This is a genomic window from Terribacillus sp. FSL K6-0262, assembly GCF_037977385.1.
Lineage (GTDB): Bacteria > Bacillota > Bacilli > Bacillales > Amphibacillaceae > Terribacillus.
Map to the genome: position 1 here is coordinate 2,502,078 of NZ_CP150277.1, position 19,837 is coordinate 2,521,914.

21 protein-coding genes are annotated in these 19,837 nt (G+C 47.6%); 12 read left to right on the top strand and 9 right to left on the bottom strand.

Going from position 1 to position 19,837, the window contains the following annotated elements:
• Position 1: 1 nt before the first annotated feature.
• From pfkA to MHI54_RS12810, 6 genes are all read left to right on the top strand, one after another.
• Entirely contained in the window at positions 2-967 is a 966-nt protein-coding gene (gene pfkA, locus MHI54_RS12785; RefSeq protein ID WP_095216705.1) for a 6-phosphofructokinase, read from the top strand.
• Between the two features lie 213 nt (positions 968-1,180).
• On the top strand, positions 1,181-2,455 hold the full coding sequence (locus MHI54_RS12790) for an ABC transporter substrate-binding protein (RefSeq protein WP_095216706.1): 1,275 nt from the start codon (positions 1,181-1,183) through the stop codon (positions 2,453-2,455).
• A 13-nt stretch (positions 2,456-2,468) separates the two neighbouring features.
• Positions 2,469-3,797: a sugar ABC transporter permease gene (locus MHI54_RS12795; RefSeq protein ID WP_095216707.1), complete on the top strand. Its 1,329-nt coding sequence runs from the start codon at positions 2,469-2,471 to the stop codon at positions 3,795-3,797.
• Between the two features lie 18 nt (positions 3,798-3,815).
• A complete protein-coding gene (locus tag MHI54_RS12800) occupies positions 3,816-4,637 on the top strand; it encodes a carbohydrate ABC transporter permease (RefSeq protein ID WP_095216708.1) in 822 nt (273 codons plus the stop codon).
• Between the two features lie 24 nt (positions 4,638-4,661).
• Positions 4,662-5,723 carry a Gfo/Idh/MocA family oxidoreductase gene (locus MHI54_RS12805; RefSeq protein WP_340081683.1) on the top strand — a complete coding sequence of 354 codons (1,062 nt, stop codon included), beginning with the start codon at positions 4,662-4,664 and terminating at the stop codon, positions 5,721-5,723.
• Positions 5,720-6,688: a sugar phosphate isomerase/epimerase gene (locus MHI54_RS12810; protein WP_340081684.1), complete on the top strand. Its 969-nt coding sequence runs from the start codon at positions 5,720-5,722 to the stop codon at positions 6,686-6,688. Before MHI54_RS12805 ends, MHI54_RS12810 begins: the two co-directional genes overlap by 4 nt.
• 45 nt (positions 6,689-6,733) lie before the next feature.
• On the opposite strand, the gene MHI54_RS12815 is transcribed toward MHI54_RS12810, so the two are convergent.
• From MHI54_RS12815 to MHI54_RS12840, 6 genes are read right to left on the bottom strand one after another with little or no spacing between them, the layout of a single operon-like run.
• Positions 6,734-7,129: a DUF4176 domain-containing protein gene (locus MHI54_RS12815; protein ID WP_095216711.1), complete on the bottom strand. Its 396-nt coding sequence runs from the start codon at positions 7,127-7,129 to the stop codon at positions 6,734-6,736.
• A complete protein-coding gene (locus MHI54_RS12820) occupies positions 7,119-7,415 on the bottom strand; it encodes a DUF4176 domain-containing protein (protein ID WP_095216712.1) in 297 nt (98 codons plus the stop codon). The genes MHI54_RS12815 and MHI54_RS12820 overlap by 11 nt, the downstream gene beginning before the upstream one ends.
• Positions 7,408-7,653, bottom strand: coding sequence for a hypothetical protein (locus MHI54_RS12825; RefSeq protein WP_340081686.1), 246 nt, complete (start codon positions 7,651-7,653; stop codon positions 7,408-7,410). Before MHI54_RS12825 ends, MHI54_RS12820 begins: the two co-directional genes overlap by 8 nt.
• 21 nt (positions 7,654-7,674) lie before the next feature.
• Positions 7,675-9,114, bottom strand: coding sequence for an LXG domain-containing protein (locus MHI54_RS12830; RefSeq protein ID WP_340081688.1), 1,440 nt, complete (start codon positions 9,112-9,114; stop codon positions 7,675-7,677).
• Complete coding sequence (locus MHI54_RS12835; protein ID WP_095216715.1) at positions 9,111-9,395, bottom strand: DUF5344 family protein; 285 nt, start codon at positions 9,393-9,395, stop codon at positions 9,111-9,113. The genes MHI54_RS12830 and MHI54_RS12835 overlap by 4 nt, the downstream gene beginning before the upstream one ends.
• Positions 9,396-9,411: 16 nt before the next feature.
• The gene (locus MHI54_RS12840) at positions 9,412-9,759 is read right to left on the bottom strand and encodes a DUF5082 family protein (RefSeq protein ID WP_340081690.1); all 348 of its coding nucleotides are present in this window, start codon (positions 9,757-9,759) and stop codon (positions 9,412-9,414) included.
• Positions 9,760-10,073: 314 nt separating this feature from the next.
• On the opposite strand from MHI54_RS12840, the gene MHI54_RS12845 reads away from it, so the two are divergent.
• Genes MHI54_RS12845 through MHI54_RS12860 form a run of 4 tightly spaced genes read left to right on the top strand, consistent with a single transcriptional unit; the run spans position 10,074 to position 14,327 of the window.
• Positions 10,074-10,934, top strand: coding sequence for a MurR/RpiR family transcriptional regulator (locus MHI54_RS12845; protein ID WP_340081692.1), 861 nt, complete (start codon positions 10,074-10,076; stop codon positions 10,932-10,934).
• A 9-nt stretch (positions 10,935-10,943) separates the two neighbouring features.
• Entirely contained in the window at positions 10,944-11,834 is an 891-nt protein-coding gene (gene murQ, locus MHI54_RS12850; RefSeq protein ID WP_340081694.1) for an N-acetylmuramic acid 6-phosphate etherase, read from the top strand.
• A 17-nt stretch (positions 11,835-11,851) separates the two neighbouring features.
• Positions 11,852-13,228 (top strand): PTS transporter subunit EIIC, encoded by a 1,377-nt coding sequence (locus MHI54_RS12855; protein ID WP_340081696.1) that lies wholly within the window; start codon positions 11,852-11,854, stop codon positions 13,226-13,228.
• Positions 13,229-13,274: 46 nt separating this feature from the next.
• Positions 13,275-14,327, top strand: coding sequence for a MupG family TIM beta-alpha barrel fold protein (locus MHI54_RS12860; RefSeq protein ID WP_095216720.1), 1,053 nt, complete (start codon positions 13,275-13,277; stop codon positions 14,325-14,327).
• A gap of 22 nt (positions 14,328-14,349) precedes the next feature.
• Here the strand turns inward: MHI54_RS12860 and MHI54_RS12865 are convergent, their stop codons facing one another.
• Complete coding sequence (locus tag MHI54_RS12865; protein WP_095216721.1) at positions 14,350-15,627, bottom strand: cation:dicarboxylase symporter family transporter; 1,278 nt, start codon at positions 15,625-15,627, stop codon at positions 14,350-14,352.
• Positions 15,628-15,746: 119 nt separating this feature from the next.
• The gene (locus MHI54_RS12870; protein ID WP_095216722.1) at positions 15,747-17,024 is read right to left on the bottom strand and encodes an Nramp family divalent metal transporter; all 1,278 of its coding nucleotides are present in this window, start codon (positions 17,022-17,024) and stop codon (positions 15,747-15,749) included.
• 233 nt (positions 17,025-17,257) lie between these two features.
• Here MHI54_RS12870 and MHI54_RS12875 point away from each other — a divergent pair, with 233 nt between their 5' ends.
• Both MHI54_RS12875 and lhgO read left to right on the top strand, forming a co-directional pair.
• Positions 17,258-17,947 (top strand): FadR/GntR family transcriptional regulator, encoded by a 690-nt coding sequence (locus MHI54_RS12875; RefSeq protein WP_095216723.1) that lies wholly within the window; start codon positions 17,258-17,260, stop codon positions 17,945-17,947.
• A gap of 16 nt (positions 17,948-17,963) precedes the next feature.
• Positions 17,964-19,145 (top strand): L-2-hydroxyglutarate oxidase, encoded by a 1,182-nt coding sequence (lhgO, locus tag MHI54_RS12880; RefSeq protein ID WP_340081700.1) that lies wholly within the window; start codon positions 17,964-17,966, stop codon positions 19,143-19,145.
• Between the two features lie 13 nt (positions 19,146-19,158).
• On the opposite strand, the gene MHI54_RS12885 is transcribed toward lhgO, so the two are convergent.
• A complete protein-coding gene (locus MHI54_RS12885) occupies positions 19,159-19,770 on the bottom strand; it encodes a class D sortase (RefSeq protein ID WP_095217226.1) in 612 nt (203 codons plus the stop codon).
• Positions 19,771-19,837 lie beyond the last annotated feature (67 nt).

Below are 19,837 nucleotides of genomic sequence, written 5' to 3' on the forward strand. Positions count from 1 at the left end.
TATGATACATAAAGTAGCTGTCATAACAAGCGGAGGAGATTCACCAGGGATGAATGCGGCCATACGTGCAATCGTCAAGGCGGCAAACTATCATGATATCGAAGTGTATGGCGTCGAAGGCGGATATCAGGGCCTGATCGAAGATAAGTTATCCATTTTGCGCACCCCGGATGTGGAAACGATTGCAAACAAAGGCGGGACGATCCTGAAAACATCACGGTCGCTTGCTTTCATGGACGAATCCGGCAGGAAGCAAGCGGTGGATGTGCTCCGTAACTATGGTATCGCTGATGTCATCGTCATTGGCGGCGAAGGATCCCTTCAGGGAGCACAAAAGCTGCATGAACTTGGTATCCGGGTCATCGGTATCCCGGGAACGATCGACAATGATCTGGATTATACCGACTATAGCATCGGCTTCGATACAACCTTGAACACGGTGCTCAGTTCCATCGGACGCATCAAGGATACCGGTTTGTCCCATAACAAGACGACCATCGTCGAAGTGATGGGCCGGCATTGCGGCGACCTGGCTTTATTCACTGCTGTCGCCGGTGAAGGAGACATCATTTCGACACCGGAGCATAAACTTAGTTTTGAACAGATTTGTGAGAAATTGCAAGACAAGATTTCCAAAGGGCGAAATGATAACATCATTGTCGTTACAGAACGGATGTATGATTTGGATGAGCTGCAGCAATATATCGAGGAACAGATGAACATAGAAGTACGTACAACCGTGCTGGGATTTATACAGCGCGGCGGCGAGCCGTCCGCATTCGACCGTATCCTGGCCAACAAAATGGGAGTCAAAGCGGTGAAGATGCTGATGGAGGGTCAGTCGGGTTATGCAATTGGCATCAAAGCCAATCAGCTGATCGCAAAGGATTTGGAAACGATGCTCGATGAGAAGACGGATAAGCAAGCGAATTATGATTTGCTGGATATGCTGCTGTATACCACATGATTCATCCAAAATGGAACACGCCTGGGACAAGGCGTGTTTTTTCTTTGGCGAAACATGTATATACAATTATATTGAAAGCGCTTGCAAATATATGATAAACTTTTTATACACTGCAACAGGAAAAAATCTGGGATATGCTTAGAGAAGTCCACGGGAGGGAATGAGATTACCGCACTTGGAAAGCGTTTACTTAACATGCGAGGAGGAACTGTGATGAAGCGAAGCTTTTTGATGGTTGCCTTACTTGCCAGCGTGGGGCTGGCAGGCTGCTCGGCTGTGACGGGCGGAGATGGTGCGAGTGATGACAGAGTGCAAATTACATATGCGAGGGGGACGGATACGACTGGTGCCACAGATATACTAGTCGAAGAATTCGAAAAGGAGCATCCGGAAATCGATGTGGTGGTCCGGGAAATGCCTTCTGATACGGGGGAATCGCATAATCAGTATGTCACGATGTTCAGCGGGAAAAGTCCGGAAGTGGATGTATTCGATGCAGACATCGTCTGGGCGGCGGAGTTCGGTCAGGCAAACTATGTGCTGCCGCTCGATCGGCTGATTGAGCGGGATAAGGTGGATATGGACGCTTACTTCCCGGCTACAGTCGAAGCAGGCCGATACAACGGGAGGCAATATGCCATGCCGGGCTATGCGGATGCGGGATTGCTCTATTACCGGACGGATATAACCGATCAGGTTCCCGAAACATGGGATGAGCTGGAACGATTAGCCGAAGAGAATATGGGCAAGGAGGGCACCAAATTCGGCTATCTCATGCAGGCAGCCCAATATGAAGGTATTGTGACGAATGCGATCGAGTATATTTATTCCTATGGCGGCCAGGTGCTGGATGCCAATGGGAATGTCGTCATCAATAGTCCGGAAGCAATTGAAGGCTTACAGAAGATGATCGACATAGCAAATAGCGATTTTGTTCCGAATAATATCCTTAACTTCCAGGAAATCGACACAGAATCTTCCTTCAATGAAGGCAATGCCGTGTATGCCAGGAACTGGCCGTATTTAAATGACACGGCGAACGATCCCGAGATATCAAAGGTAGCCGGTAATGTGGGGATCGCTACGCTTCCGGCCGGAAGTGAAGGAGCAGCCTCATCATTGGGAGGATGGATGCGGATGATCAACCGCTATTCCGATGAAGTGGAGGCATCCTGGACTTTTGTCAAATGGATGAGCGGAGAAGAAGGACAGAAGATCAGTGCCATCGAAGGCGGGAAAGCCCCGACGATAGAAGCGTTGTATGAGGATGAAGAGATTACCGATGTCAGCGCTGTACTGGCCAGCGAAGATTTCTACGATTCCCTGCAGAACGCGATACCACGTCCGATCACTCCTATTTATCCGGAGATTTCCGATATCATGCAAATCGAGATTTCCCGTGCGCTGGCTGGGGAAATCACTGCTGAAGAAGCGGTTGAGCGAATGGAAACAAAAATGAAAGCTGCGTTGGAATCCGTAACCAATTAAAGGAGCTGAGCGTATGAAGCACCCGAAAAAGAGACGGTTCCAGCTGAGTGAACGACAGCTTGGTTACGCGATGGTCGCACCGTCTATCATTCTCATTGCAGTCATCATCATTTGGCCGATTTTGCTATCAGCCTGGAACAGCTTGTTTGATTACCGTTTGAATGACCCGGCGAAAGCAGAACGGATCTCGGCCTTGAGCATCAATCTCGAAACCTATGCGGATAACCGATACCTCGTCCATGACACAATGGAAGAAATCAGGTCCGTGATGCCTGATGCAGGCAGGACGCTGGATGACATTGCGTCTGCCTTGGATGAACAGCATGAAACATTGTTGGCTAGTGATGAAGGACTTGCAGACCGTTATGAAGAAGTCAATACCATGCTGGAAAACTATCAGCCTGTCAATGATGATGATCTCCGTCTATCGGAGGTATCGGAGGAATGGGCAGATGGGTTTGCCAATACACTGGATGAGCAGACAGCAGCTGTCCGGGCATTGCAGGAAGACGCTCCCGAAGAAGCAGTCCAGCCTCTGACGGACCTGGAATCCCAGCTGTCGAATACGAAGGGTTCCATCCTGGAGCCGAACTTTGTCGGTATCAAGAATTATACAGCCTATCTCGGTGATGGCCGGACCTGGACCGCGATGCTGAATACGCTGCTGTTCACTGTCGTCACTGTAGGGATAGAGCTGATCATCGGGATGGCCGTTGCCTTGCTCATCAACCGGATGTTCGTCGGACGCGGGCTTGTCCGGGCAGCAGTTCTCGTACCGTGGGCAATACCGACAGCAGTGGCAGCAATGATGTGGACATTCCTGTTTGACGGGCAATCCGGTATCATGGCCCATTATATGGCTCAAATCGGTCTCATCGATGACCCAGGCGCGCTGCTTTCCACTGGCGCAGGCGGCATGTTCTCTGTCATGTTTGCAGATATCTGGAAAACGACACCATACATGGCACTTTTGCTGCTGGCAGGTTTGCAGACGATTCCGCGTTCGATGTACGAAGCAGCGGAAGTCGATGGTGCGAACAAAATCCAGCAATTTTTCTCCATCACCTTGCCGATGATCCGTTCGGCAATCCTGGTTGCGGTCCTATTCCGCGCACTGGACGCATTCCGTGTGTTCGACCTCATCTATGTCCTCACTGGCGGAGGTCCGGCAAACTCGACGGAATCGATCAGTGTCTATGCTTACAAACTCTTGTTTGAACAGCAGAATTTCGGTGCCGGCTCGGCTTTGAGTGTCATCGTATTCCTGAGCGTCGCCTTGCTCAGTGCGATTTTCATCAAGCTGATCGGGTCGGATTTGTTCAGCGGAAGACTAAAACGATAGGACGGGGAGGAAAATTCCATGAGAAAACGTGCTGGAGTCGGGTTTTACATTTTTTTGATCATCTTTGTATTCCTGGTCATGTTCCCGTTCATCTGGGTGCTCCTGACCTCGATCAAACCGCAGGGAGAAATTTTTTCTTCTTTTCAGTGGTTTTCAAGCAATATGACACTGGAAAACTATGCATCGGCGCTTGAGACAAGACCGTTGCTTCTGTACATGCTGAATAGCTTTGTTGTTGCAACACTCACTACAATCATCTCCATCATCGTCGCATCTTTCACAGCCTATGCGGTCACACGGCTGCCGATCCGATTCAAAGGTCTGATTCTTGGATTGGTGCTGGCGGCATCCATGTTTCCGCAAATCGCAGTCCTTTCACCGATCTTCAATTTTGTCACCGATGCAGGCTTGCGCAACAGCTATCTCGGTCTGGTAATCCCGTACATTACCATCAGTTTGCCGCTGGCAATCTGGATTCTATCGACATTTTTCATCAAAATCCCGCTGGCTTTGGAAGAATCGGCGAAGCTGGATGGAGCAACACCTTTCCAGACATTCCGTAAAATCATCTTCCCGCTGGCCGCACCAGGCGTATTCACGACAGCCATCCTCGTGTTCATCGCAGCCTGGAATGAGTATCTGTTCGCCTTGACTATCAATACCGATGATCGCTGGCGCACGATACCAGTCGGCATCTCCTTCTATCAAAGCCAATACACGATTCCGTGGGGGGATATCACTGCCGCTACCGTCATCGTGACGATTCCGATCGTCGTCCTTGTCCTCTTGTTCCAGCGCCGCATCGTCGCGGGCCTGACAAGCGGATCTGTCAAAGAATAATAAACTTGGAGGTACTGCTGCCTTATGAAAACCTTACGTGTAGGAGTAGTCGGACTAGGAAGTATCGCGCGCAATCGCCATTTGCCGGAGCTTGAGCAAAATCCGCAAACCGAAATCACCGCTGTCTGTGATGTGGTGCCGAGCAGGTCGGAGGAAATCGCCAAAGCGTACCAAGCGACAGCATACACCGAATACGAAGAGCTGATCGAGGATCCGCGTATCGATGCGGTCATCGTCTGTGCGGCCAACCATCTGCATGCGCCGGTGTCTATCGCTGCTTTGCAGGCAGGAAAGCATGTCCTCTGCGAAAAGCCGATGGCAACGACACTGGAGGAGGCAGATCAGATGATAGCAGCGCAAAAAGCAAGCGGCAAGCTCCTGCTCATCGCTCATAATCAATGCTTTGTCCCATCCCATCAGAAGGCGCGGAAGATGATTCAGGCTGGCGAGCTCGGGAAGATTTACAGCTTCCGGACGACATTCGGTCATGGAGGCCCGGAGCAATGGAGCATCGATGGGAAAAATAGCTGGTTCTTCGACAAAGACAAAGCGTACATCGGCGCACTTGGGGATCTTGGCGTGCATAAATCCCATCTGATCGAATTCCTGCTCGATGAGCCGATCCAGGAAGTGGCGGCATTTGTCGATACATTGGCAAAACCATACGCAGATGTGGATGATAATGCAGTGGCTGTCCTGCGTACAAAATCAGGGATCATCGGCACGCTGGCTGCCAGCTGGTCGTATGTAGCCGAAGAGGATAACTCGACAATCATATATGGCGAAAAAGGTGTCATCCGACTGGAGGATAGTCCGGACTACAGTCTGGTTGTCGAGTACCATAATGGTGATAGGAGCAATCATTCCCTTGGCGCCATTCAGACGAATGATGCCCAGACACAATCGAATTCCGGCGTCGTGGACGCGTTTGCCAGCTGCGTGCTGAATAATGCTTCCGATTGTCCGATCACAGCGGAAAGAGGCCGCTCGGCGCTGGCTGTCATCTTGGCAGCGTTGGATTCCAATAGCGATAAAAAAGTGATTTCACTTGTACCAGAGCTGGCAGAGAAGGGGGAACAAGCATGAAATTAGGCGTTTTTACTGTATTGTTCCAGGAGCTGTCCCTGGAAGATATGCTTGTACGTGTCAAACAAGCTGGATTGGATACTGTCGAAATCGGGACCGGCGGCTATCCAGGCAATGCCCATTGCCCGATTGATGAACTGCTGGAAAGTGAAGGAGCATTGAAGAAATATCAGGAAACGTTCGAGAAATATGGCGTTACAATCGGAGCTTTCAGCTGTCACGGCAATCCGATTTCGCCTGACAAGGCATTCGCGGAAGAATCGGATTGGCTTCTGCGTAAGACGATAAAGCTTGCTGCCAAAATGGGAGTACCGGTTGTAAACTGTTTTTCAGGAGTGGCTGGTTCCGAAGAGAGCGCTACGAAGCCGAACTGGCCGGTCACTGCCTGGCCGCCTGAATATGGGGATGTGTTGAACTGGCAGTGGGATAAGAAACTCGTTCCTTATTGGAAGGAGCTGGGTTCTTTTGCCGAAGAGCACCAGGTAAAGATTGCACTGGAATTGCACGGCGGCTTTCTCGTCCATACACCCTATACCATGCTGAAGCTGCGTGAGCTGACAAGTGATGCTATCGGTGCGAACTTCGATCCGAGTCATATGTGGTGGCAGGGGATCGATCCGACGGCTGCCATCAAGATACTCGGAAAAGCTGGCGCCATCCATCACTTCCATGCCAAGGATACGTACATCGACCCTGAAAATGTCAATATGTACGGCCTGACCGATATGCAGCCGTACAGCAATATCAAAGAGCGGGCTTGGAACTTCCGGACAGTCGGACTCGGTCATGGACTGGAAGAGTGGAATAAAATGATCAGTGCGCTGCGCACTTACGACTACGATTACGTCATCAGCATCGAGCATGAAGATTCATTGATGTCGATTGAAGAAGGCTTCCAGCGTGCAGTCGATAATCTGAAAAATGTCGTGATCAATGAACCTGCCACGACGATGTGGTGGACATAAGATTTAAGGGCATCTGTCATGAAGACAGATGCCCTTTTTAAGCATTCAATTTTCTTTCAATCTGCTATCAGCTTCTTCTCGAAGTTTTTCATCTTCTGATGTTGCATAACCAACATGCAAAACTTCTTCAATATCTTCCCTGTTAAAAAAGATACTGTAATCAGGTCTGATATGCCCTTCCGGATACGGAACGGATATATAATCATAGAGCTTCTCAGAGCCGTACTCCTGCTGTTCATAACCATGAATCATAACCGGCTTTTCCGCTCCCTTTAACTTTACAACAGATCCTAACGGTATCAGTTTTTCTGTATCGACATTTTCTACAGTCGGTTGCTGTTCGGTAGATTCATCATCACCAGATGAAGTGGTGAATCCGACACTGCAGGCTGTGAGAAATATAGTGAAGATTATACAAACAATTAATGGTTTAATCTTCATTTTTCATTCTGCTTTCAGTAAGGTCGTGTTCGATTTTTTCTTTTAACATTAATTCTGCTGGAGATTCAAAACCTTTAAACAGAACTTCCTTAATCTGTTCACGATTAAAGAAAACATTAAAATCATCTGTCAAATTCCCCTCTGGATAGGGAACTGCTATGTAATCAAATATCATTTTTGACTTAGTCTGAATCTGATGTCTCCCATATATCATTAGTGGTTTTTTAACAGAATTAAGTCTGAGGACTGTGCCAATGGGTAGTAAGTCTTTATATGAATTACTCATTATTAATCTTCTCCTTAGAAAAAGCTGTTCTTCGTATATATATTGCAGCTATACAAGTCCCGTAGAGAAAGATTGCAGCTATAGATAACGGTTCAATAATTCTAGGTAAATCTTCTTTTGGTACAACCCAGAAAATAAACGAGGCAAACATTGCGGTACCTAATATTCCTATTACAAGGGCGTAAATTAACAAAGCAGCACGAGTAGCCTTCATTAATTTTTTTTTATCTGATTTCATAAATGATAACTCCTTAGTTTTTTAATCCTCATCTTGTTCAACACCAATCTTTCCTCCAAAACCAATTCCACCTGCAATGAAGAAACCGGTTTCTGTTCCTACTGAGCCACCAATACCTGCTCCGCCAATTATTAAATCAAAACCTAAATATGGATCCTCTTCAACTCCAAACCATTCTTCTAAAGCGTCATATCCAAATAAATTAAAAGGTTCGAGTTTAAATTCAAATTTTAATACTGAAGCACTAGCACCTGCAGAGATAGTGTAATTTTCGATGTTTGTTTTTGCATCAGCATGAGGTAATTTGATAGTTGCTCCAAGCGGTGATTTTTCGTGAGAGATATCGATTTGGCCAATTCCGACTTCTCCTTTTATACCTTGGTTTTTACCGAGAAGTAAATATTCCAATTGACTCGTGTTACCATAAGGTACATCAAGATTTAAATCACTATAGAGTACTTTGGTTTTTAATGCATCTTTTCCCATTTCCATTTTGGTTGTATCGACTATTGATGCAGACAAACTACCACTGAATATATTCCTCTTGTCATTGAATTCCAGTTTAGACTTTACATTGCCAACCCCATCATCGATTCCGTCTTCGATTTCAGTTTCATAAAGAAGTGGGCTTTCTTCTTTTTCTATCTCGCAAAAACCGAAAGAAGTACCTGCCAGTCCCTTCTCACCAGTATAAATATTATGACTTGTCAATTCTGTGCGCTTCATATATAGCTGCAATAATTCTTCCAATTGAGCTTCAGCAGAGAAACTTTTATTTGTTACTGATCTCGATTCCAACGATTTTATAATAACTGAATGTGCCAGTGATAAATTTGACTGAAGCGGCGTATAATTCTCCACACTCAACGTACCGTCCTTAACCATACTCTCCATTTCAGCTACATACTGCTCCATCAACTGAATGTCGTCTCCGACAGTTTCCAAACCTTCACTGTTTTTGGAATCAAAGTCGAAAAGATCCTCTATTGTGTCATCAGTTGCCTTTTGTGCTTCATCCATGCTGCTTGTAAAGTCGTCCGCGTTCAAATTACTAATGTGGACTATATCACTTATGGAACTAAAAGTACTATTAGCTTCATCAACTAAATCAATTGCTTTTCTTTTTGTTCTGTCCAGACTATCTGTCAATTCTCCTTCTAAAAATTTCTGCATTATTACACCATTTTTATCTTCTTCCAAGTCTAAAGAAGTTTCCCGGAGTTTCCGAAGGCTGGACTTATAGTTTTCAAGCGAGACACAATAAAAAGAGATGAAAGGAAGGTGGATATTTTGATAATAGATTCTGATGGAATTTCCTGTTGCCCCAGTGAAGGACTCTTGGTTACTTACAAGTTCAACTATAGCATTTCTCAGCTGGTCCATTTGATCTAATTTTGTGTCTAACTGGTTCAGCAGTTTATTAATGTCAGTATGTAGAGAGTGGTTATGTAATTGTTTCACTTGGCCACTCCCTTTATCGAATTAGATAGAGAGTCATCCATCGTACGGAAAGATTCAATTGCTTTTAGAGCTGTTCCGTTATTTTGTGTCAGTAGCCGTTTATAAGCCTCAGTTACTTTTATCAATGCTTCATTATATTCCCTTACTTTCTTTACTGCGTTCAATTCATTCTTATCAGCAAATAATTGTAGGAAATCTGATTCAAGGCTGTCAGCACTGCTTTGAATGTTACTTATTAGTTTGTTTGCCTCCTCATAGGCGACTTTTATTTCTTCACTCATTTGATAATAATCACCTTCACTTTTCTTTCTGGATACGCTGCTTTTCTTTTTCTATTCTAAGATCAGTAGTATGAATACTGGTTTGAATCGTACCGATTTTGTTATCGATCAACCTAATTGCCTCGTCTATTTCATTTTGAGAGATTTTCTTAAAAGAACGTAAGGCTTTATCACGTTTCTCGTCAAAATTATCTGCTGTACTTCCTTTCCATGCATTGGAGGGAAGTGCAGGTTCAGTAATGGTTCTGCTATGCTGAACCATGTCAATTTGAAGGGATTCTATAGAGGATTTAACGTAACGAAGACGTGACAGCTGCTCTAACTTATCAGCACGGCCAGCCATTAAAGATGCCAGTAAGGACATGAAAACACCTACTATCGGTAATTTTTAATATTACTATAAGTATAATAACAAATGGAAAATGCTGTTATAAACAAGAAAAAGATACTCATTTTTAGTGATATAAAGCCTGTTTATGAATCTATATGCCCATGATGATGGAATTCAATAAATCCATTTAATGTAAATAGCATTCCATACCCATGTTTGTTTCTTACCAAACTGCTCCCAGGAAAAAATATGTAAATTATTCTTACGAAACACTTCATGAAATTTTATTTTAATAATATAATCTAAATATGAATTAAAATTTTATATCGAAAGCAGGTGATCTGGCAGTGAATGGCGGTTTGACACTGCTTCGGGAAAGCTTGCCCTCGATCAAGCCTTCTGAAAAAAACGCAGCAAGCTACATACTTGCCCATCCAGCTGAGGTGGTGACGCTTTCGGTGCAGGAGCTGGCAGTGAAAAGCGGGTCGAGTGAGGCAGCCGTTATCCGTCTTTGTAAATCGATAGGTGTGACCGGGTATCGGGAATTGAAGCTGAAGATTGCAGGAGATTTACAAAATGAAAACGTTAACAAAGGGGCGTTTGATGAAATTGAGCCGAACGATACGGTTGAACATTTAATCGAAGCGATGGCAGAAAAGCATATCCAGTCGATCGATCAGACGATGCAAGTGAATGATGCCAAGGCGCTTGAAAGGGCAGTGACTATGATATCGAGAGCGCGAAAGATCGATTTTTATGGAGTCGGAGCCTCTTATCTCGTGGCTCAGGATGGCGAGCAGAAATTCGGGCGGATCGGTAAATGGTGTACGGCCTACAGTGATGCGCATCAGCAATTGGCGTCGGCTGCGAATCTCACATTCGGGGATGTGGCTTTTGCAATCAGCTATTCCGGGGAAACCGGCCAATTGCTGCAGGTTTTGCAGCGAGCCAGAGATGCAGGGGCAACTACCATCGTGATGACGAAGCTGGGGCCGAATCGGCTGCAGCAGCTGGCTGATATCCAGCTGTTTACAGTGGCGAAAGAGGCGCGCATCCGCAGTGCAGCCACAAGCTCCCGGATTGTCCAAATGTACTTGATGGATATCATCTATACGGCAGTGGCGGGACGCGACTATGAGCATACGATCGAGGCTTTGGAAAAATCACGGCAGGCGATTCAGCAAGCATTTCAAACAGAGCAAAAGTGAGGGAAAAAAATGCTGGAGAAATTAACGACAGAAAAGCGGAACGAAAGCACGATGCAGCTGGATCAGCTTTCTACGAGGGAAGTCCTTCAGCTGATGAACAAGGAAGATCGGACAGTGCCCGAAGCGGTGGAAGCAGCCCTGCCGGCAATCGAAGCTGCGGTGCAGCAGGTGATTGCGACTTTCCAGGCTGGCGGCAGACTTATCTATACGGGCGCAGGGACCAGCGGCAGACTCGGGATTTTGGATGCGGTCGAATGTCCGCCCACATTCAGCACACCGGAAGAGATGGTGCAAGGTTTGCTGGCAGGCGGTATGTCTGCATTCCGAAAGGCGAAGGAGGGAGCGGAGGATAATCCGGAGCTTGGGGCGAGAGAGCTGGAGGAAATCGGATTATCGGCAAAAGATACCATAATTGGCATTGCTGCAAGCGGCAGGACGCCATATGTGATTGGGGCGCTGGATTATGCGGCGGCTGTGGGTGCGGCAACAGTCAGCATTGCTTGCAATAAAGGAGCGGCTATATCTAAGCATGCGAAGATCAGCATTGAGGTAGAAACCGGTCCGGAAATACTGACAGGATCGACAAGACTGAAAGCCGGAACAGCGCAGAAGCTTGTGCTCAATATGATTTCCACTGCCAGCATGGTAGGTGTCGGTAAAGTATATAAGAACCTAATGGTAGATGTGAAGCCGACGAATGACAAGCTCCGGGAGCGTGCCAAACGCATCATCATGGAAGCGACCGGTGCGGATTATGCGTCAGCTGAAAAAGTCCTGGAGCAAGCAGATGGTCAAGTCAAAACAGCGATTATCATGTTATTGCTCGATGTCCCGAAAGAGGAGGCCGAGGTGAAGCTGCATGATGCAGGAGGATTTGTCCGTACAGCGATAAAAGCGTAAAAGGGAGGAATCTAAAGATGGCGAAGATGAACCAAATGGCAGAAGCCATTCTCCGCGAAGTGGGCGGAGAACAGAACATCATTTCTTTGACACACTGCATGACACGGGTCCGTTTGCATGTGAAGGATGAGACACAGGTCGATTTTGATGGGCTGAAACGAATTGATGGTGTCATGGGTGTGGTAGCGGATGATACGATCCAGATTGTGGTCGGTCCTGGTACTGTCAATAAAGTCTCTGATGAAATCAGTCGCATCACCGGGCTCGGGGTAGGGGAAGAAGCAGCGGAAATCGATGATCTTACATTCGAGGAGAAAGCGCAAATCAAGTTGGAGAACATGAAGGAAAAGAATAAGACACCCATCAAGTTCCTGCTGCGACGTATCGGCAACATCTTCATCCCATTAATCCCTGGCTTGATTGCTTCTGGCATCATCAATGGCGGTGTCAGCTTTGCCGTCAATGCCGGCGCAGATCCTACACTCGCTATCGTCCAGATCCTGCAGCTGATCGGCGGCAGTCTGTTCAGCTTCCTGGCGATACTTGTGGGCTGGAATACGGCGAAGGAATTCGGCGGTTCCCCGGTGCTGGGGGCCATCGCGGGTATGATTCTTTTCAATCCGGCATTGGCGAATATCACGTTATTCGGGGAAGCGCTTGTTCCGGGGCGGGGCGGACTGTTCGGCGTCATCTTTGCGGCGTGGCTGATGAGTTTCATCGAGAAGCGCGTACGAAAAATCATGCCCGGCAGCATTGATATCATTTTTACTCCTATCTTGACTGTTTTGTTTGTCGGTATTGCATCTCTGCTCGTCATCATGCCTGTTGCCGGGGTACTGTCAGAGGGAATTACAACCGGAATCAACGCTGTCCTGGATATCGGCGGTGTCGTTGCGGGGGCGATACTTGCCGGATTCTTCCTCCCGCTTGTCATGGTCGGGCTGCATCACGGTTTGACGCCGATTCATGTGGAGCTCATCCAGACATTCACATTCACTGCTTTGCTTCCCATCCTCGCGATGGCAGGAGGCGGTCAGGTCGGGGCTTCCATTGCCATTTTTGTCAAAACTCGCAATAAACGTCTGCGGAATATCATCAAGGGTGCTTTGCCGGCAGGCTTCCTCGGAATCGGGGAACCGCTTTTATACGGTGTCACCCTGCCGCTTGGACGTCCATTTGTAACGGCTTGTCTCGGTGCTGCCATAGGGGGAGCGACGCAGGCATTGTTTGCCACAGGAGCCACTGCCATCGGTGTGTCCGGGCTTTCCTTGACACCGCTCATTGCAGAAGGGAAATATCTGCAGTACTTGATTGGTATCTTTGTCGCTTATATTGCTGGATTCCTGTTTACTTATTTCTTCGGGTTCAAGGAAGAGATGGCAAAGGATATATAAAACCAAGGGGCGTCCCTGACGCCTTTTTGTACATAGGAGGGGCAAGATGTTAGGTGTTTCTGTGTATTTACGGGATCGGATCAAGGAAGAGGAAATCAGGAGATTCCACGAAGCTGGCTTCTGCAGCATCTTTACATCCCTTCACATCCCGGAGGAAGATGCCGCTGCTTATCGGACGAATCTGCAGCTCTTGGGTTCGATTGCTGCCGGTTTGAAGATGGAATTGATAGCGGATATTTCGACTGCTTCCATGGAAAAGCTGGGTTTGGATTGGAATGAAGCCGAGACGGTATTGGACTGGGGAGTGACGGGTCTGCGGATCGATTATGGTATCGAGGATGCTGTCATCATCCGGCTGTCGCAAAAGATGAAGGTTGCACTGAATGCCAGTACGCTTACCGAGGATCATTTGGGGAAATTGCTTTCTGGAGGCCTTCACACCGCCAATACCGAGGTGTGGCATAACTTCTATCCCCGGCCTGAAACAGGGCTTGCGCACAGTGACTTTCTGGCAAAGAATATGCTTTTCCAATCGTATGGCTTAAAAGTGCAGGCGTTCATACCTGGAGACCGCAACCTGCGGGGACCGCTTTATCAAGGATTGCCGACGCTGGAGCGGCATCGGGCCTATGGCACATTTGCTGCGTTTACCGAACTGAAAGCTTATCACGTGGACAAAATCCTCATCGGGGATCCCGATGTGACAGATGAAACATTGGAACAGCTGAAGGAAGCAGGCACTATCATCACCCTGCGTGCCAAAGCGTTTGGCGACAGGACGGAGGCACATGAGCTGCTGGAAAAGGGGACACATAACCGTCCGGATCTGGCACGGGATGTCATTCGTTCGGAGGAATCCAGGATGAGCGGGATGTTCGAAGAGGCATCCATTCCACCTTTCAACTGTATCGATCGAAACAAAGGGGCCATTACGATCGATAACGACCTGTATATGCGTTACAAAGGTGAAATCCAAATCACCAGGAGAACATTGCCGCAAGACGATAAAGTCAATGTCATCGGGCAAGTCATACCGGAAGATGTGCCGCTTTTGAATTATATCGAAGGCGGCAGTCCTTTCAGGATCATATGGATATAAAAAAAGTAGGCGAGGAATAACCTCAGCCTACTTTCACTTCTTCTGAACCGCCATTGTTCAGATAGTCTTCATTAAGATTGAATTTGCCTTCCCATTTGGAAACGACGATGACAGCCAAGCTGTTACCTACAACGTTTACGACAGTACGTCCCATATCAAGGATACGATCGATACCGGCGATGAAAGCAAGGCCTTCAACTGGCAATCCCACGGAGCTCAATGTCGCAAGCAATACAACAAAGCTTGTTCCAGGTACTGCTGCGATACCTTTGGATGTAACAATCAGCAAGGCCATGATTCCAAGCTGCTGCCAGATGGACAGATCGATACCATACATCTGCGCGATGAATAGGGAAGCAAGAGCCTGGTACATCGTTGATCCATCCAGGTTGAATGTATAACCGGTAGGCAAGACGAACGAAACAATGGATTTCGGAGCACCCATGCGCTCCATTTTATACATTACCCGGGGCAGTACCGTTTCACCACTGGAAGTGGAGAAAGCGAGCAATAGTTCATCTTTCAGTACTTTCAGCATCTTGAACAAATTGATGCCGACAATCTTGGCAATGATGGCGAAGATGACCAGGATGAAGAACGCCATCGCACCATAGGTGACCAGTGCTAGTTTGCCTAATGGGATCAAAGATGAAATACCGAATTTTGAAACTGTTACACCGATAAGTCCGAATACACCGATTGGAGCTAGTTTCATGACAAGGTTCGTCACCCAGAACATCGTCTGGCTGACACCCTCGAAGAAGTTCAGGACAGGCTGTCCTTTTTGTCCGATCGCTGCTACTCCGAGCCCGAATAGAGCGGAGAAGAATACGATGGCAAGCATGTCACCCTCGCCGATCGCCTGGAAGACATTCGTCGGAATGATTTCGAGGAGTGTGTCCACGATGGTTCTATCTTCTTGTGTCTCAGCAGTTTCTTCATATTGTGAAATACTTGTTGTTTCCAGCTCGGAACGGTTGATACCTTCCCCGGGCTGAAAGACGTTGGCGAAGGCAAGACCGATAACCAATGCAATGACAGTGACGATCTCGAAGTAGATAAGGGTTTTAAAACCAAGTCTCCCAACTGATTTACCATCGCCTGTTCCGGCAACACCGACAATGATGGATGCGATGACAATCGGGATGACGATCATTTTAATCGCACGTAAGAATAAATCGCCTAAAGGCTGAAGAATAGTAACGGCAGTTTCGCTGCCATAGAAGATTGCACCAACAATGACACCCAGCACTAAACCAATTAAAATCTGGTAGGCTAGTCCAATTTTAAAACGCTTCATGTTGTACCCCCACGTTGTAAGATTATGAATACATTAGAGTAATAATAGCATAGAATGATAGAATCATGTCAACTTTCCTCACAAAGAAAGGGAGGCATGTGGTCGCCCTCCCCGGTAGATCAGAATAAATTGATTAATTCGTTGACCATCAATGCACCGAATAACAAAATACTGATTCCCAAAACGCCATTTGTGATCCAGCCATTCCTGTAATCCGGTTCGACGCGCTTCGAGTTGAGCAGCCATATGAGTGTTATGGCGAGGAACGGCATGAGCAACGCACCCAGCGCTCCTTGAAGCAGGACGAGTCCTACTGGTTTGCCGAAAAACAATAAAAGCATCGGCGGGAAGGTAAGCCAAAAAAGATAAAAACGATAGGCAGGATCCTTCTCGGAAACAGGTTTGACATCTGCCTGCCCTTTTTTTCGGATGGTACGGATGAAATCTGCAAACAAATACGGAACACCATTCCACACGCCAAGCAGAGAAGAAAAAGCAGCCGACCATGCACCAAGCATGAACATCCAGGAAACGATTCCATTGAACTCTTCCCCGAGCATGCCAGACAGTGTGATCAAGCCTTCTTCCCCCTCGATCTGGATATTGGAGCTGTGCAGGAACTCGGCACCGATGACCATCAAGGATAAGGTGAAGATGGCGGTCATGATATAGGCGACGCTGTTATCGACGCGCATCATCGCGATCCAAGCCTTCCCTTTCCATTTCTTCTCCTGCAGCCAGTAGCCGTAGGAAGCCATCGTGATTGTACCCCCGACTCCGCCTATCAGACCCATGACGAGCAAGAAGCTCCCGGGATCCATCTTCGGTATGACGATGCCCTGAATGATGTTTCCGATATCAGGAAGCAAAATGACTGCGGTTCCTACCACAGTGACGAACATGATGCCGATGAAGACGAGCATCACTCTCTCGAACAGCATGTATTTACCTGTCCAGATCAAGGCAAATCCTGCGAGAAGATGAATGATAGCCCATGCCCAAAGCGGCATGATCGGAAACATCGACCGCATCATCAATGCGCTCGTGGATCCTGCTGCCGCACCATAGAGGATGCCCCAGATGATTGCGTAGGCGCCGAAATAACCGGTTGCCCATTTACCCAAGGAATGCCAGCCTTGCAGGATGGTCTTGCCAGTAGCGAGATGCCATCTGCCGACTCCCTCGGTGAGGAAATATTTGATGATGGAACCTAATATGATTGCCCAGCCGAGCATCATGCCAAATCCTGATCCGGCTACCAGGGCGGCGATGAGATCGCCTGTTCCGACGCCCGTTGCTGCGGTGACGAAGCCAGGTCCGACATTACGGAGTTTCTGGCCGAAGGTTTTCGGAGGAGTAGGACTGGCGGGCGCCAACGATTTGTTTTCGTTTTCCATACACGTACCCCCTTCGCTAATGTGATTGTAAACGCAAAAGACGGGAGTTGGCAAGATAAATTTGTAAGGCAAAAAAACCTTGCCGAATGAAATTGGAATGATAAAATAATGAGAGACTCATAAAAAGCTAGTTATATCAACGTTCAATGAATTAACTCCCATCCAGAAGAATTGCCTTTTGTAATTTTTATAGGTTGGTACTTGTCAGACAAAAAGGAGAAGAAGAATAAGTCGTGAAAAAGGAGAAAGTGGCGCATCGGATTGCTGCCGAGATATTGGAACAAATCGTAGAGGGGGATATCAAACCAGGACAGAAGCTACCGACGGAGAAGAAGCTATGTGAAAAGTATGGCGTCAGCCGTGCTTCGATCCGGGAAGCGTTGAGCGAATTGAAGGCGCAGGGGGCCGTCACATCGAAACAAGGCGGCGGCACATACGTGGAGCAGGCGTTTCATGGTGAATTCTTTCACCAAGTGATGGTGGATGAATCGAACCTTGCCAGTTTCCGTTATCTTTTTGAAATGAGGAAGATCCTGGAGCCGGAAGCAGCCATGCTGGCAGCAGAGCGCAAGACGGAAAAAGAATTGGATGAGATGCGTTCGGCGCTTGATTTATTGAAGGATGCCGATGATGCTGGGTCCCATAAAGGGCGGGATGCGGATTTTGCTTTCCATCTTGCAGTCATGAAAGCGACGCATAATCCGGTCATGATCCAAACCTTTGCCAATTTGGACACGGTTTATAAGAAAGCATTGGCTTTGTCTTTTGAAGAGAAACAGGATCTTATCCGAAATAGGCGGATCATCTATGAGGAACATGAGAAAATCTTTGAAGCCATCCAAGCAGGGGAAGCAGAGCTCGCGCGTCTGCAGTGTTTGATTCATCTGCGGAATGTCGAGAAGAAGCTGACCCCTGACAGCTGAAAAAGGGGCGATACAGATGTATGACATAGTTATTGTTGGCGGCGGCATCGTTGGTTTGGCCACCGCATACGCCATTTTGCAAGACGCATCCGATAAAAGGATAATCATTCTGGAGAAAGAGCCGGAGCTGGCCTTGCATCAGACAGGTCACAACAGCGGCGTCATTCATTCCGGTATCTATTATAAACCTGGCAGCTTCAAGGCTGCATTTGCAAAGCAAGGGAACGAAAGCATGCTTGCCTTCTGCCGGGAAGCAGGCATAGACGTGGAGCAATGCGGAAAAGTGATTGTCGCAACCAAAGAAGAAGAGCTGAAGCAATTGGATCAGCTTTATCGCAGAGGGATGGCAAATGGTCTGGCAATCGAGAAAATCGATGCAAGGCAGCTGCAGCAAATCGAACCCTATGCGAACGGACTGGCTGCCATCCGTGTTCCTCAGGCCGGTATCGTCAATTATAAGCAAGTATGCCGGGTACTGGCAGAAAGGATACGATCAAAGGGCGGTATAATCAAGCTTGGGTGTGAAGTGGTAAAGATAGAGGAGAGGCTGAACAAAGCAGTCATCGATACAAACACAGATCCGATTCAAGCGGGATATGTGATTAACTGTGCCGGCCTTCATAGTGATCGAATCGCAAAGGCTGCGGGTCTGTTGACCGATACGAAGATTGTTCCGTTCCGCGGGGAGTATTATGAGCTTAAACCGCAAGCGAGACACTATGTCAAACACCTGATTTATCCGGTTCCGGATCCAGCCTTCCCTTTCCTTGGCGTCCATTTCACGCGGATGATCGGCGGGGGAGTGGAGGCAGGGCCCAATGCTGTCCTTGGCTTCAAGCGGGAAGCGTACCGGAAGACGGATGTCGGATTGAGAGATGCAGCTGACACGATGCGCTTTCCTGGATTTTGGAAGCTTGCCGGCAAATATTATCGCCAAGGAGCGGCGGAATACTTACGGTCATTCTTCAAGAGCCGATTTGTCAAAAGCCTTCAAGAGCTCATCCCGGATATCGAGGCAGATGATCTGGAAGCAGCCCCGGCAGGTGTCCGGGCACAGGCCTTGCAGCGTGATGGGAGTCTGGTGGATGATTTCCAGCTGATCCGCGGCAAACGTTCCTTGCATGTGTGCAATGCCCCATCCCCGGCAGCCACAGCTTCGCTGGTGATCGGTAAATCGATTTGGGAGCGAGCTCAGTGAAAAAACCGAGCAGTCAAGGCTGCCCGGTTTTTTCTGTATCGACAGGTACAGCTGTCCAGACAAAGCGCTCGGGAGCATCTCCGATATAGGAGAACGGATAGCATGTCGTCACGGTCAGCACTTCATCAGGAGCGGTAGGGACAATGACCGTCAAATCGTCCTTATCGACGATTTTCGTATTTTCTACTTTATAAGTGAAGGAACCATATGGCATTTCCACGACGAAAGTATCGCCTACCTTCACTTCCCCCATATTTCGAAAGACAGTATCGCGGTGACCCGATAAGACAATCTGATCATTTTGAAGTGGATAGGCGGTTCCTTTATAATGACCGACACCTTTTTCCAAGTCATCTGCATCCGTCCCTTCCACGATCGGGAGATCAGCATCCAGCTTTGGTACATGCAGGACACCGACTACATCGCCTTGTCCAGGCTCGAAGCTGCTGGCTTCCTCTTCTGCTTCCTCAGGTGTGAGCTTTTCTGCTGCATGTGCTTCGTGAAGCATCGTTTTGGCATCGGAAAGGGAATCTTTCTGCGCTTTGGAAGAAGCGTACCATTCGAAACCTCCGTAACCTACCAGCAAAAGTCCGGCAATGACGAATATGACAGCGAATTGTTTCATATATTCTCCTTTATGTACGGGCGGGTTGGATTATAGTCAGCATTATTATATATAAAATTTATCCAGC